At 60.3% G+C, this 14,342-nt stretch carries 8 protein-coding genes; 4 read left to right on the forward strand and 4 right to left on the reverse strand.

Annotation, left to right across the window (positions count from 1 at the left end):
• The 3 genes from ASF69_RS20615 to pbpC all read left to right on the forward strand — a co-directional run bounded on the left by ASF69_RS20615 (nucleotide 1) and on the right by pbpC (nucleotide 7,856).
• On the forward strand, nucleotides 1-189 hold the full coding sequence (locus tag ASF69_RS20615) for a Trm112 family protein (RefSeq protein ID WP_062590162.1): 189 nt from the start codon (nucleotides 1-3) through the stop codon (nucleotides 187-189).
• Nucleotides 190-324: 135 nt separating this feature from the next.
• The gene (locus ASF69_RS20620) at nucleotides 325-5,778 is read left to right on the forward strand and encodes an alpha-2-macroglobulin family protein (RefSeq protein ID WP_062590213.1); all 5,454 of its coding nucleotides are present in this window, start codon (nucleotides 325-327) and stop codon (nucleotides 5,776-5,778) included.
• A complete protein-coding gene (pbpC, locus tag ASF69_RS20625) occupies nucleotides 5,775-7,856 on the forward strand; it encodes a penicillin-binding protein 1C (protein WP_062590164.1) in 2,082 nt (693 codons plus the stop codon). Before ASF69_RS20620 ends, pbpC begins: the two co-directional genes overlap by 4 nt.
• An 18-nt stretch (nucleotides 7,857-7,874) precedes the next feature.
• Here the strand turns inward: pbpC and ASF69_RS20630 are convergent, their stop codons facing one another.
• From ASF69_RS20630 to ASF69_RS20645, 4 genes are all read right to left on the reverse strand, one after another.
• Nucleotides 7,875-8,627, reverse strand: coding sequence for an ABC transporter ATP-binding protein (locus ASF69_RS20630; protein ID WP_062590166.1), 753 nt, complete (start codon nucleotides 8,625-8,627; stop codon nucleotides 7,875-7,877).
• Nucleotides 8,621-9,688 carry an iron ABC transporter permease gene (locus ASF69_RS20635; protein ID WP_062590168.1) on the reverse strand — a complete coding sequence of 356 codons (1,068 nt, stop codon included), beginning with the start codon at nucleotides 9,686-9,688 and terminating at the stop codon, nucleotides 8,621-8,623. Before ASF69_RS20635 ends, ASF69_RS20630 begins: the two co-directional genes overlap by 7 nt.
• A complete protein-coding gene (locus tag ASF69_RS20640; RefSeq protein WP_062590170.1) occupies nucleotides 9,688-10,824 on the reverse strand; it encodes an ABC transporter substrate-binding protein in 1,137 nt (378 codons plus the stop codon). Before ASF69_RS20640 ends, ASF69_RS20635 begins: the two co-directional genes overlap by 1 nt.
• A gap of 83 nt (nucleotides 10,825-10,907) precedes the next feature.
• The gene (locus ASF69_RS20645; protein ID WP_062590173.1) at nucleotides 10,908-12,041 is read right to left on the reverse strand and encodes an ABC transporter substrate-binding protein; all 1,134 of its coding nucleotides are present in this window, start codon (nucleotides 12,039-12,041) and stop codon (nucleotides 10,908-10,910) included.
• 110 nt (nucleotides 12,042-12,151) lie between these two features.
• On the opposite strand from ASF69_RS20645, the gene ASF69_RS20650 reads away from it, so the two are divergent.
• Nucleotides 12,152-12,967, forward strand: coding sequence for a class I SAM-dependent methyltransferase (locus tag ASF69_RS20650; RefSeq protein ID WP_062590174.1), 816 nt, complete (start codon nucleotides 12,152-12,154; stop codon nucleotides 12,965-12,967).
• Nucleotides 12,968-14,342 lie beyond the last annotated feature (1,375 nt).

Consider the following 14,342-nt stretch of genomic DNA (forward strand, 5'->3'; position numbering starts at 1 on the left):
GTGGACACGAAGCTCAGCAATGTCGAACCCAAGCTGCTCGATCTTCTCGTCTGCCCGCTGACCAAGGGGCGTCTGTCCTATGACCGCGAAAACGCTGAGCTGATCTCGGAAAAGGCAAAACTCGCCTACCCAATCCGCGATGGCGTCCCGATCATGCTGATTTCCGAGGCGCGCCATATCGAGGACTGAGGGCCTCACCCTGCGCTAGGGTAAGGCGGTCGCGATGCAAATCTGCGCGATGGCTTAAAAGCATAGTCCTTTGCGTTGACTTTCGATTTGAAATCCGACCAGAGTCCCCCGGTCATGCATACCGGGGAGGGCCTGATGTCGATGCGTGCTGTTCTAGGAAGTCTTTTTGTCTTTGCCGCCACTCTCGTCGCGCAGCCTGCGCTTTCGCAGGAGGCGTCGCGAAAAATCGTCACCACGCAGAACGGTGATTATTTCGGCTTCGATCTTCGCACGGAACAGAATGTTTCCCTTCCCCAATGCGAAACCATTTGCCTCAATGACACCTCCTGCAAGGCCTTTACCTATAATCCCAAGGTAAAATGGTGCTTCCTGAAGTCGGATTTCAACCAGCTCAACGCCTTCCCGGGAGCGATCGCCGGCAAGGTCGTGGCTGTCGCAAGCGAGCCGGATATCGGCGCGCCACAGCGTCTTTCCTTCGTGGAGGACACGCTTTACCGCGAAGCACGGCGCTTGAAATCCGGGCTGTCGTCGGCAGAGGGTGATGAGGCGCAGGGTGTCGAGGCCTTCCTTGCGCAAGCACAACAGTTCGTCGCCGCCCGTGATGTTCCAAAGGCAGTCGAGAGCTACAAGTCTGCCCTGGCACTCAATCCCGATGATGGTGCAATCTGGGTGGAAATGGCACAAGTGGCCATGGCTGCTGAAAATGATTATGAGATCAGGGGGCAGGCGGTGGTCGCGGCTCTCAATGCCTATCAGTTGAGCCGCACCCTTGGCGCCCGAGCCACCGCGCTCAATGTGCTCGCACAGGCATTTGAAAAGACGCAGAGCTACCGGGCGGCGATCAATGCCTATAAGGCAAGCCTCGCCTTGTCGGATGACGCACAGACGCGGGCGGCCTATGTCGATCTGCGCACTCGCCAGGGCTTCCGCGTGTCCAACAATACGGTCGATACGGATAGTGTCAGCCCACGGGCCTGCATCCAGTTTTCAGAACCACTGGTCAAACAGGGCGTCGATTATTCCTCCTTCGTCACGCTGGATGGCGCGGCCCCGAAAGCCATTGAGGCAAAGGGAAGCGAAATCTGCGTGGAAGGGCTTGTGCATGGCCAGCGCTACAAGATCGCGCTTCGCTCCGGCTTGCCCTCTTCGGTTGATGAGCCGCTGGAAAAGCAGGTCGATCTGGATATCTATGTCCGCGACAGGTCCGGTTCGGTCCGCTTTACGGGCGAAAATTTCGTGCTGCCCGGCACCGCGCGGCGCGGCATTCCACTTGTGTCTGTCAACATAGATCACGCCGATCTCAAGCTGTACCGGGTCGGAGACCGCAACATCACGGCGCTGCTGACCAATTCGCAGTTCCTCACGCAGATGGATGGCTACGGCACGGATCGCATCGAAAACGAGATCGGCGAACTGGTCTGGCAGGGCGGCATCGATATCCAGAACGAGCTGAACAAGGATGTCGTCACGTCCTTTCCGGTGGATGAGGCCCTGCCGCAACGCAAGCCGGGCATCTATGTGCTGACCGCCGTGCCGCCCGGCACCGCGCCAGATAATTGGGACTCGCGCGCCACGCAATGGTTCCTCGTGTCGGATACCGGCATCACGACCTATGCCGGAACGGATGGACTCAATGTCTTCGTCCGCGCGCTCAGCAGCGCCAAGCCGCTGGAAGGTGTGGCGCTTCAGCTCCTGGCCAAGAACAATGAGGTGCTTGCGACAGCAACCACGGATGCGCAGGGCCGCGCGACGTTTTCTGCCGGGCTGATGCGCGGTACTGCCGGTCAGGCGCCTGCCATCATCACCGCGCGCAATGGCGATAGCGATTATGTCTTTCTGGATATGACGCGCGCCGGTTTCGATCTGTCAGACCGTGGCGTGACGGGCCGCGCCGCGCCCGGTGTCATCGATGTCTTCAGCTGGACGGAGCGCGGCATCTACCGCGCCGGTGAGATCGTCCATGCAGCGGCTCTCGCGCGCGATATCGAGGGCAATGCGGTGGAGAACCTGCCGCTTACCTTCATCTTCTCCCGTCCCGATGGCGTCGAGGATCGCCGCTTTGTCAGCGACGGCAAGGCATTGGGTGGCCATACGGTCGATCTTTCCCTGCAGGAAAGTGCCATGCGCGGCACATGGACCATGCGCGTCCATACCGATCCAAAAGCGGCTGCCATCAGCGAGAAATCCTTCCTCGTCGATGATTTCGTGCCTGATCGGACCGAGTTTGATCTCACCAGCAAGGCAAAGGAGATCGACCCTGCCGCCGACACGGCCATCGAGGTCGATGGCCGTTATCTCTATGGCGCGCCCGCTGCCGGGCTTGAGCTTGAGGGCGAGGTCGCGCTGAAGCCGACGCGCATCCGTGATGGCTTCGACGGCTACATGTTCGGCTTGGCCGATGAGGAAACGGAAGAGGAAAGCCGCACGACGCTGGATGCGCTTCCGGCACTGGATGAAAACGGCAAGGCCACGTTTGATGTCGCCCTTGCCGACATGCCCTCCACCACCCAGTTTCTGGCCGCCGATATCACGGTCAGAATGCGCGAGGCCGGTGGCCGTGCGGTTGAGCGGTCCCTGACTCTGCCGGTCAAATCCGAGGGCGCGATGATCGGCATAAAGCCGGAATTTTCCGGCGATCTGGCCGAAAATTCCATTGGCCGCTTCCACGTCATCGCCCTTGGGCCAGACGGTGCGAAACAGCCCATGGCTGGCCTCACATGGAAACTGATCAAGGTCGAGCGCAATTATCAATGGTACCGTCAGGGCAATTCCTGGCGCTATGAGCCGGTCGTCTACACCAAGCAGGTTGAGACCGGCACACTGTCGGTCGATCAGAATGGCGGCGAGATTTCCGTCCCCGCCGCATGGGGCCGCTACCGGCTGGAAGTCGAAAGCGCGCAGGCCAATGGCCCAACCTCAAGCGTCGAGTTCGATGCTGGCTGGTTTGTTTCGGCAAGCTCCACGGAAACGCCGGATGCGTTGGAAATCGCGCTCGACAAGCAGAGCTACAGGATCGGCGAGACCGCCCGGTTGCAGGTCACATCCCGCTATTCCGGGCAGTTGATGGTCACATCGGGTTCGGAAAAGCTGATTTCGGTGCAGACGGTCGAGATTGGCGACAAGGGCGGTGAAGTCGAAATTCCCGTTACGCAAGAATGGGGCGCGGGCTCCTATGTCACCGCCACGCTTTTCCGCCCCGGCGATGCGCAGGAAAGCCGTATGCCAATGCGAGCCATCGGCATCAAATGGCTGAGCGTCGATCCGGCAGAGCGAAAGCTCGGCATTGCGCTCACGCTTCCCAAACAGACCCTGCCGCGTCAGGCTTTGGAAATTCCGTTGCAGGTCTCAGGGGCTGGTGTTGGTGAGAAAGCCTATGTCACCGTCGCCGCTGTCGATGTCGGCATTCTCAATCTCACCCGTTACGAAGCGCCAAAGCCAGACGAATGGTATTTCGGCCAGCGACGTCTGGGCCTTGAAATCCGCGATCTCTACGGACGCCTGATCGATGGCTCGCTTGGTGCCACAGGGCGCCTGCGCACCGGCGGGGATGGCGGTCAGGTGGCTTTGCAAGGCAGCCCGCCAAAGGAAAAACTGGTCGCCTTCTTTGCTGGTCCGGTCGAACTGGACGCCGAAGGCAAGGCTGTCGTCCGGTTCGATATTCCCCAGTTCAACGGCACCGCACGTGTCATGGCAGTGGCATGGAGCAAGACCGGTGTCGGCCATGCCCAGCAGGATGTCATCATCCGCGATCCACTTGTCGTCACGGCCAGTGCTCCGAAGTTCCTCAGTCCCGGCGATGTCTCGCAAATGCGGATCGACATCGCCAATACCGATGGCCCCGCGGGAGATTATACGCTTGGCATCGCCAGCAACATGGCGCTCACGGTCGATCAGGGTGAAGTCTCGCAAAGCCTTGCGCTGGAAAAGGGCGGCAAGACATCTCTGACCGTGCCGCTGACGGGCGAGAACCCCGGTAATGGTGCAATAACGATCACGCTTGCCAATTCAAGTGGAATGTCCCTGCAACAGGTGTTGAACATTCCGGTCCGCCCGGCCGTCCTTCCTGTCACCGTCAGGCGCAATATCCAGATCGCCCCCAACAGCAGCCTTTCCGTGGATGGAAATCTTCTGGCAGACAGTATGCTGCTCGGCTCCTCCGTCGCTGTTAACGTCACGCGCTCGCCTGCCTTCGATGTTCCCGGGCTGGTCATGATGCTGGACAAATACCCCTATGGCTGTGCGGAACAGACCACAAGCCGCGCCCTGCCGCTGCTCTATGTCTCCGAACTCATGAAACAGCGCGGCGGCGCTGACGATCCAGATATCCGCAAGCGGGTGCAGGATGCGATCTACCGCGTCCTGTCCTTCCAGTCCTCATCGGGCAGCTTCGGCCTCTGGGCTCCGGGAGAGGGTGATCTCTGGTTGGACGCCTATATCACCGATTTTCTGACGCGGGCGCGCGAGCAATCCTTCGACGTTCCTGAAACCGCCATGGTGCAGGCGCTTACCAATCTGCAAAACGGTCTGGCCTATGACAGCAACGTCAAGGATCGCGGCAACGAGATCGCCTATTCGCTGTATGTCCTCGCCCGCAATCGCAAGGCCGCCATCAATGATCTGCGCTATTACGCCGATACGGCGCTGAATGATTTTCCAACACCTTTGGCAAAGGCTCAGCTGGCATCCGCCCTGTCTCTTTATGGAGATGCGGCGCGCTCGAAATCCGTCTTCGGCGCATCGCTCAGCATGGCGGCTGCCACCGCCAGGGTCAGTCTCGCACGGGCAGATTATGGCTCGGCCTTGAGAGATGGCGCGGCCTCGCTCGCACTTGCCGCAGAAAGCCGCCCGGTACCGGCGGTCGTTCCGCAACTCGCCAGCACCGTGGCCAGGGCATGGGATGCCAAACCCCACACCAGCACCCAGGAACAGGCCTGGATGCTGCTTGCCGCCCGCGCGCTGAAGGGTGAAGACAAGGATGTGCGGCTGGATATCAACGGCACGCTGGAACAGGGCGGCTATAGCAAAAGCGTCAGTGGTGACGAGTTGCTGCAATCTCCCATCAAAATAACCAATGCCTCGAAGGATACGGTGACGGCGGTCGTCACCACGGTCGCGCCACCGGCCCAGCCATTGCCTGCAGGCGGCGAAGGCTTCGATATCCAGAAGACCTACTACTCCATGGATGGAGAAGAGGTGAATATCAGCGAAGCCACGCAGAATGAACGCTACGTCGTCGTCCTGAACGTCGTGCCGAAAAACGACTGGCAATCGCGCATCATGGTCACGGACCTCTTGCCCTCCGGCTTCGAAATCGACAATCCAAGCCTCGTCAACAGCGCGGCCTTGAGCAATTTCGATTGGTTACCGGAAACCCAGGCAGCCCATACCGAATTCCGCTATGACCGCTTCGTAGCTGCTCTCGACCGTTCCGCAGGCGATGCGTCCGAGATGACCCTTGCCTATGTCGTGCGCGCCGTCACCCCCGGCACCTACGACAATCCGGCAGCGACGGTGGAAGATATGTACCGGCCGCAATTTTCCGCGCGCACTGCAACCGGTCGCATGGAGGTCCGCGCGGCGCAGCAATGATCAGGTGGTGGGCGTTCATCAGCGGCTTTGTCGTCGCCGCGGTCGCGACAGGAGCCGTCCTCTATGGGCTTGAGCGGCTGGACCGTGCCTATCCTCCGCCACTGCGCAACGCCCGCCTCGTTTCGCAGGAGGTGCTGGATGCGGATGGCCGGTTGCTTCGTGCCTTCGCAACGCCGCAGGGCCGCTGGCGGCTCAAGACCTCGGTTGCAGATGTCGATCCGCAGTTCGTTCGAATGCTTGTCGCCTATGAGGACCAGCGCTTCTTCGATCATGGCGGCGTGGATTTTCAGGCGCTGGGTCGCGCCGCATGGCAGTTGCTAACGAACGGTCGCATCGTGTCGGGCGCATCCACCCTGTCCATGCAGGTCGCACGGCTGATAGAGCCGCGCGCGGACCGTTCGCTCAATGCCAAGCTTCTGCAGATGGTACGGGCTTGGCAGATAGAGCGGCGGCTCAGCAAGCAGCAGATCCTTGAGCTCTATCTCAACATCGCGCCCTATGGCGGCAATCTTGAGGGGGTGCGCGCGGCAAGCCTCGCATGGTTCGGCAAGGAACCCCGGCGGCTGGAAACGGCAGAGGCCGCCCTTCTGGTATCGCTGCCGCAATTGCCCGAGAAGCGCCGCCCGGATCGTTTTCCGCAGGCTGCAACGCTTGCCCGGCAGCGCGTCTTGGAACGCCTCGCCGTCTCGCAGGTCGTGGGGCAGGGTGAAGCCGCCCGCGCTTCTGTAGCGGCCATTCCCGCAAAACGGCTGGACCTGCCGTCTTTCGCACCACATCTGGCTCAGGCGGCCCGCGTCAGGTCTCCCAACGCGTTGAGCATCGGCACGACGCTTCGCCTGCCTGTCCAAAGAGAGCTTGAAGCTCTCGCACAGCATTCCGCCGAAAAGCTGGGGGACAGGGTCTCGGTCGCCATCATCATGGCCGATAGCGCCACCGGTGAAATCATTGCGGATGTCGGCTCCTCGGATTTTCTCGATCATGCTCGCCGGGGCTGGGTGGATATGTCCCGCGCGGTACGCTCTCCCGGCTCCACGTTAAAGCCCTTCATCTATGGCCTTGCCTTCGAAAATGGGCTCGTTGCGCAGGAAAGCATTATTGAAGACCGCCCGGCGGATTTTGCGGGCTACAGGCCGCGAAATTTCGACATGCAGTATCAGGGCGATGTCTCCATTCGTCAGGCGCTGCAACTGTCCTTGAATGTACCCGCCGTGCGCCTGCTGGATGCCGTCAGCCCGGCCGCGCTTATGGTGCGCTTCCGCCGTGCCTCGGTGCAGATGGTGTTGCCAAAGGCAGAAGCGCCGGGGCTTGCCATTGCGCTTGGCGGCGTCGGCCTGTCGCTGGTGGATCTCGTCCAGCTCTATGCCGCTCTTGCCCATGGTGGGCAGCCGGTGCAACTGGGAGATGGAGTGCGGGCACGCCCCGCGAGGCTGGATGTCGATCTGCTGTTTTCAAGGGCGGCAATCTGGAATGTTACCGATGTCCTCTCCGGCGTTCTGCCGCCGCTCGGCATGAAACAACGCGGCATCGCTTACAAGACGGGCACGAGTTACGGTTATCGTGATGCATGGTCGGTCGGCTTTGATGGACGTCATGTCATTGGCGTGTGGGCCGGGCGTGCCGATAATGGCTCCGTTCCGGGTCTTGCCGGCTATGCCTCCGCAGCCCCCATCCTGTTTGAAGCCTTTGCCAGATCAGGTGTCGCCATCACGCCGTTTCAGCCGCCACCGCCGGGCGTCTCCCGGCTTGCCTATCGGGACCTGCCCGCAAACCAGCGCCGTTTCAGCGTCACATCGGGTGGGCTTTTGTCAGCCTCGCGGCGTGAGCCGTCGCCGCAGATCGTCTATCCGCCGGAGGGTGCCCGCATCGAACTGTCCAGCCAGGATGGCGCGCTGGCGCCCTTGGTTTTGAAGTTGCAGGGCGGACGTGCGCCGTTTCACTGGCTGGCCAATGGCAAGCCCTTGCCACAGCCAACCCGCCGCCGCAGCAGCGAATGGGTGCCGGAAGGGCAGGGCTTTTCCACTCTTACCGTCATCGACGCAGATGGCAGAGCCACCAGCGTCAGGGTCTTTGTTGAATAGGTGTGCGACGTACTGGCCTCAGGCCGTGCCATCCACGAGAACGAAGGGTTGTCCGCGCGAGCACATTTCAATGCGGGCATCCACCTTGTAGATGTCGCGCAGCATGTCCGGTGTAATCACGGTCCCGGTCTGGCCGCTCACAACCATTTCGCCATTCGAAATGACAATCGTGTGCTCGCAATAGCGCAGGGCGTGGTTCAGGTCGTGCAGGGCAATCAGCACGATCATGCCGTTGCGGCGGGCAAGCTGGGTAATGAAGTCGAGCACTTCCACCTGCCGGTGCAGGTCAAGCGCCGATGTCGGCTCGTCCATCAAAAGCACTTCCGGCTTGCGCACCAGCGCCTGCGCCAGCGATACCAGCTGCCGCTGGCCGCCGGAAAGTTCGCCAAGCCCCCGGAAGGCAAGGTTGTGGATGTTCAGCGCCTTCAAGATCGCATCGATTTCGGCCAGTTCGTCGTCATGGACTTTCCAGCCGCTGCCCTGCTTTGCCGAAAGCAGAATGGATTCGTAAACGGTCAGCACGGCATTGGCGCCGGTGTCCTGCGGCATGTAACAGATGGTGCGCGGACCCTGTTCGGTCTGCGAAAGCGTTACGACGCCGGGGCCCTTGATAAGACCGGCAATGCGTTTGAACAGCGTGGATTTTCCGGCTGCGTTGGGGCCGATGACTGCCGTCACGCTCCCGGCTTCCAGCATGTCCATGGTCACATTGGCAAGAACGGTGGTGCGCCCGTATTGTGCACCGACATCCTGAAGGGCAAGGGCTACCATGCGCGTCTCCTGTTGGAGAAAATGAGGACAAAGAAGAAGGGCACGCCCACCAGCGCGGTGATGACGCCAATCGGCAGAATGGCACCGGGGATCAGGACCTTGCTCACAACCGAGGTGACGGACAGCAGCAAGGCTCCGCAAATGACCGAGCCGGGCAGGAAGAACCGCTGGTCCTCGCCAACGACCATGCGGGCAATGTGCGGTCCGACAAGGCCGATGAAACCGATGGTGCCGACGAAGGAAACCGGAATTGCGGCCAGAAGGCTCACTGTCAGCATGGTCTGCAGCCGCAGGCGGCGCACATTCACGCCCATGCTGGCGGCCTTGTCATCGCCCAGCCGCAGCGCCGTCAGCGCCCAGGCATTTTTCATGAACAGCGGCACGGTCAGCACCAGAATGGCGGCTGTCACATAGACCTTCGGCCACGTCGCCTTGGTCAGGCTGCCCATGGTCCAGAATACCACGGCGGCAAGCGCCTGTTCGGAAGCCAGATATTCCAGCAGAGAAAGGGCGGCGTTGAAGGTGAAAACGAGTGCAATACCAAGCAGAACGATGGTTTCGACGGAAACGCCGCGCATCGTCGAGGCGAAGTGAATGAACATCGCCGCCAGCATCGCCATCAGGAATGCGTTGATCGGCACCATATATTCGACGGCACCTGGGAAAATCGCAACGCCGCCGACAAGGGCGAGCGCCGCACCGAAGCTCGCGGCAGCGGAAATGCCGAGCGTGAAGGGGCTGGCAAGCGGGTTGGAAAGGATCGTCTGCATCTGCGCACCGGCCACCGACAGCGATGCGCCAACCGTCACCGCCATCAGCGCGATCGGCATACGGATATCCCAGATCACGACGCGCAACTGGTTTGCCACCGCCGCCGGATCCATGATCGCTCCAATCACTTCAGACAGGGAATAGCGCGCCGGTCCGAGCGCCATGTCGGTCGCGATGCTGAGACACAGGGCCACAACAAGGCCGATCAGGATCAGGATGCGGCGCGCGGCAAGGGCGCGATATTGCTCGCGCCCCGTTGCCTTGATCTCAGTTTCCACCAGCGTGGCCATCAGTTGGAACCTTTTTCAAGCGATACGAAATATCCGGGCTTATAGCTCACCGGCAGGAATTTTTTGTGGAATTCGTCAAAATTCTTTTCCGGGTCCAGATCCGCAAAGAGTTCGGGGTGGAACCACTTTGCAAATTGCTGAATGGGAACGAACTCGTAAGGCGCACCGTAGAACTGGTGCCAGACCGCATGGGCGTTGCCCTTCTTGACGGCGTCCAGCTCGGTAAAGGGTGTGCGTGTCATCAGCTTGGCAAGGCGCTCGCGTGCAATCGCCATGTCTGCCCCGCGTCCAACCGGCACGAACTGGTTGATGTCCGACTCCGCCGCCCAGTTGGATCCTGTTACGATCACATGCTCAGGGTTTGCCACCAGCAACTGCTCAGGATTGAGATCGCCGAAGGTGGTCTTGATGACATCGGCTGCAATGTTGTGGCCACCGGCCTGTTCCACCATGGCGCCGAAGTTGACCGGACCGAAGGTGCGGCAGCAGGTGTTCTCGCCGGAAATTCCCGGCGCCCGCTCGATGAAGACGTTGGGACGCTTGAGGTCCTTGGTGGCAGCAAGCTTGTCCGTCACCAGCGCAATCTGGTCGCGGCGGTAGGCGATGAACTCTTCGGCCTTCTTTTCGGCACCGAAGATAACGCCGAGATTTCGGATAGAGTTTTCGCTGTTCTTGTCCGGGTTGAGGCGAAAATCGACATAGACGACCTTGATGCCCGCTGCCGCGGCCTTTTCCTCAAAGCCGCTTTCCTTGGCCGTCTTTTCCACTTCAAGGTTGAGCGTAATCACATCGGGCGACAGGGAAATGGCCTGCTCCAGACTGAAATCCCCCTGTGGCAGATAGCCGAACTTCGGCAGCTTCGCGATCTGCGGGAAGCGCTCCAGATAGGCCTGGTAGCTGTCGGGGTCCTTGGTGATCACGTCATCGCGCCAGCCGACGATGGTGTCGAATGTCGTGTCGTTCTTCAGCGCCGCAATCACGTGGATCTGCCGCGCCTCACCGACGATGACCCGCTTTGCGGGCGCGTCGATCTCCACCTTGCGCCCGGCGGAATCGGTTATTTCGGCTGAAAATGCGGGCGCTGAAACAAGCGCAAGCATGAGAGCGGCGATCCGCTTGAACGGGCTGAGCGACATGGTGGTCCTTTCGATCCTCTGGAGTGGTGACGGAGCCTTCGGTTCGGCTCCGCCAACTGTTGCACCGGCGCGGCCTTCGCGCCTTAGCTGTCGTTCTTTAGCGATACGAAGTAGCCATCCTTGTATTCCAGCGGCAGGAAGCGGGAATGCAGTTCCTTGAAGGTCGCCTGCGGGTCCAGATCCTTGAACAGGTCAGGATGCAGCCACTTGGCAATTTCCTGGATGGCGACGAACTGGTAGGGGTTGTTGTAGAACTGGTGCCAGATGGCGTGGACATTGCCATCGGCCACAGCCTTGACGCCGGTGAAAGCAGGGCGCTTCGTCAGGTTTTCCAGCTTGCGGTGTGCTTCCTTCAGGTCTGCGCCATAGCCCACGCCCACCCAGTTACCGCCGGGCACATAGGCATCCCACTTGCCGCCGGTGATGATGATCTGGTCCGGGTTGGAAGCGATCACCTGCTCCGGGTTGACGGTGCCGAAGGTGCCGGGAATGATGTCCTTGGCCATGTTGATGCCACCGGCAATCTCGACCATCTTGCCGAAGTTTTCATTGCCGAAGGACATGCAGCAATCGTCCGAATAGCCGCCTGCGCGCTCAACGAAGACAACCGGCTTCTTCGGCTTTTCCTTGTCGAGGATGTCGGTGACTTTCTTGATGTTGTCGGCGCGGAATTTGATGAAGTCTTCCGCCACATCTTCCCGGCCCATCAGCTTGCCCATCACGCGCATGCTCGGCTCGGTGTTTTCCATTGGCTTTTCGCGGAAGTCGACATAGACGAGCGGAATGCCGACCTTGCCGAGCTTTTCGATGTAACCGGCTTCCTCGGTCGCTGTCTTGGCGTCGATGTTCATCAGGATCACGTCAGGCTTCAGCGAAACGGCCTGCTCGATATCGAAAGTGCCGTCCTTCATCCCGCCGAATGTCGGCAGCTTTGCAATGTCGGGGTACTTGGCAAGATAGGCCTGATAGGTTTCCGGGTCTGCCTTGGCCAGATCGTCGCGCCAGCCAACCACATGCTCGAACGGGTTGCTCTTGTCGAGCGCCGCGAGGAAGTAGATCTGTCGGCCTTCGCCCAGAATGACGTGCTTGACCGGCACGTTTACCTCAACGTCGCGGCCCGTCACATCCTTGATGGTGACCTTGTCGGCAAGCGCTGGCAAAACAGTGGAAACGAAAAGACCCATTGCAAGAATGGCGGATTTGCCTCTAATGCGCATCGAAATTGTTCTCCAGTAAAACTGACTGCGCTTTAAGGATTTATGATTGACGTAGTCAAGTTTTATCTTTTAGAGCTTTTCAAAACTGGCAGTCGTGAAGGTTGGACGTCATGGGCGGTGCGGATAGTTACGGGACCAACTTTGGTCTTCGGGATGAAATCAAGGCATATTGGTCGGCGCGCGCCGCCACTTTCGATCTTTCTCCCGGCCACGAGATTTTTTCCGAAGAAGAACGGGCAGCCTGGCACCGTCTCGTTGAAAAACACCTTGGCCGTGGGGAAGGCAGAAGCGCTCTGGATCTTGCCAGCGGCACTGGCGTCATTTCGCATGTCATGGATGATCTCGGCTATCGCGTCACGGGGCTCGACTGGGCTGAACCCATGCTGGAGCGGGCCAAGGCCAAGGCAAAGCATCGCAATCGCTCCATCACCTTTCGCATGGGCGATGCCGAAAATACCATGGAGCCGGATGCGGCCCATGACGTCATCATCAACCGCCATCTGGTCTGGACGCTGGTAGATCCGAAAGCAGCCTTTCAGGAGTGGCTGCGGGTGCTCAAGCCCGGCGGCAGCGTCCTCATCGTCGATGGTGATTTCGTGAATGTCAGCCTCGCTGAAAAGCTGCTGAAAAAGCTGGCGGATAAGCTGTTGAAAATGGGTGTCCTGAAGCCGGAACCGGTCCATATGCCGTCCGACATGGCCGGAACGCACAACAGCATCCTGTCACGCGTCTATTTCTCGAAAGGCGCCCGCGCCGAAGCCGTCGCCGCCCTTCTGCGGGAAGCGGGTTTCGTAGACGTGGTGATCGATACGGACCTGCGCGAAATCCACAAGACGCAGGCGAAAAACTGGAACATCCTCAAGGCCACCGCCCGCGGCATCCAGCACCGCTACGCCATCCACGCCCGTCGCCCCATATCCGGCTGACCTGCAGCCCGGGGATAGGTCTCAGACCGTCACACCAGCTTTCGTCACCCATGGCACATCCTCTCGTCCACCCGTGGCACGTCCTCTCTTCGGCATCCTGAGGCACCCCCTTTCCTCCCACCCGGCAACTTCCTTCCGTCGGCATCTTGAGGCACCACTTCTCCCCGTCATCCCGGACTTGATCCGGGATCCAGCCGCCTTGCGTCTGCAAGGCAAGAGGACTCCAACCACGGGGCGGTCGTACGAAGACGTCACCCGGCGCGCAGACGCGCGCCTGCTGGACCCCGGATCAAGTCCGGGGTGACGGAGGGTGGGGTTGGTGCTGCGGCAAAATAGCTAGCGCAGACGCGCCAATTGCTGACCGAACCGCTTTTTCGCAATCACCCCTGTATGCTTTGAAGAGTACCCGCGTCCTCTCTCCCAAGCACCCGGATAATTCTCTGCCTCAATCAACCGCCACGGAATACTCTCGTTATTACCAAAGGCATCCACCTTCCGGGTCTTCACGGCCCATCTCTATTCCCGACCTGCCACCCGGTCTCCTATCGTCCGTCCCACCGGGACACTTGCCCCTCCATCAACCACCTCGGCACTTCCTCCCGTCGACGTCCTGAGGCACCACTTCTCCCCGTCATCCCGGACGTGATCCGGGATCCAACCGCCTTGCGTCTGCAAGGCAAGAGGACTCCAACCACGGGGCGGTCGTACGAAGACATCTCCCGGCGCGCAGACGCGCCTGCTGGACCCCGGATCAAGTCCGGGGTGACGGAGGGTGGGGCGGGCGCTGCGGTAAAATAGCTAGCGCAGACGCGCCAATTGCTGACCGGACCGCTCTTTCGCGATCACCCCTGTATGCTTTGAAGAGTACTCGCGTCCTCTCTCTCAAGCACCCGGATAACCCTCTGCCTTAATCAACCGCCACGGAATACTCTCGTCATTACCAAATGCATCCACCTTCCGGGTCGCCAAGGCACCCCCTCTCCCCGTCATCCCGGACTTGATCCGGGATCCAGCCGCCTTGCGTCTGCAAGGCGAGAGGCTCCAACCACGCGCCCGCCGGAAGAAAAGTCTCCCGGCGCGCAGACGCGCGCCTGCTGGACCCCGGATCAAGTCCGGGGTGACGGAGGGGGGTGGGCGCTACGGTGTTCGGGTGAGGTCTACGTACAATAGGCATCGAAGCAGTGAGCAGGAGGCAGGAGGTAGGAGGTAGGAGGTAGGGCAAAACGCAAGAAATAATCGCGATAAATCAACGCCTTATCTATTACTCCGCAAAAACCCTCAAAATTCTTTCTGCATTTCATTCACACCCTGCGCACCTGAAGCACAATTCTCCCGTTCCGCCCTCGGATACACCGCAAGGCGTTGCGGCGAGGCG

The organism is Rhizobium sp. Leaf311 (assembly GCF_001423445.1).
Classification (GTDB): domain Bacteria; phylum Pseudomonadota; class Alphaproteobacteria; order Rhizobiales; family Rhizobiaceae; genus Agrobacterium.

Excerpts from the sequence above, each read along its gene's own strand:
- ASF69_RS20620 (WP_062590213.1), top strand. The coding sequence starts at position 325 with ATGTCGATGCGTGCTGTTCTAGGAAGTCTTTTTGTCTTTGCCGCCACT.
- pbpC (WP_062590164.1), top strand. The coding sequence starts at position 5,775 with ATGATCAGGTGGTGGGCGTTCATCAGCGGCTTTGTCGTCGCCGCGGTC.
- ASF69_RS20630 (WP_062590166.1), bottom strand. The coding sequence starts at position 8,627 with ATGGTAGCCCTTGCCCTTCAGGATGTCGGTGCACAATACGGGCGCACC.
- ASF69_RS20635 (WP_062590168.1), bottom strand. The coding sequence starts at position 9,688 with ATGGCCACGCTGGTGGAAACTGAGATCAAGGCAACGGGGCGCGAGCAA.
- ASF69_RS20640 (WP_062590170.1), bottom strand. The coding sequence starts at position 10,824 with ATGTCGCTCAGCCCGTTCAAGCGGATCGCCGCTCTCATGCTTGCGCTT.
- ASF69_RS20645 (WP_062590173.1), bottom strand. The coding sequence starts at position 12,041 with ATGCGCATTAGAGGCAAATCCGCCATTCTTGCAATGGGTCTTTTCGTT.
- ASF69_RS20650 (WP_062590174.1), top strand. The coding sequence starts at position 12,152 with ATGGGCGGTGCGGATAGTTACGGGACCAACTTTGGTCTTCGGGATGAA.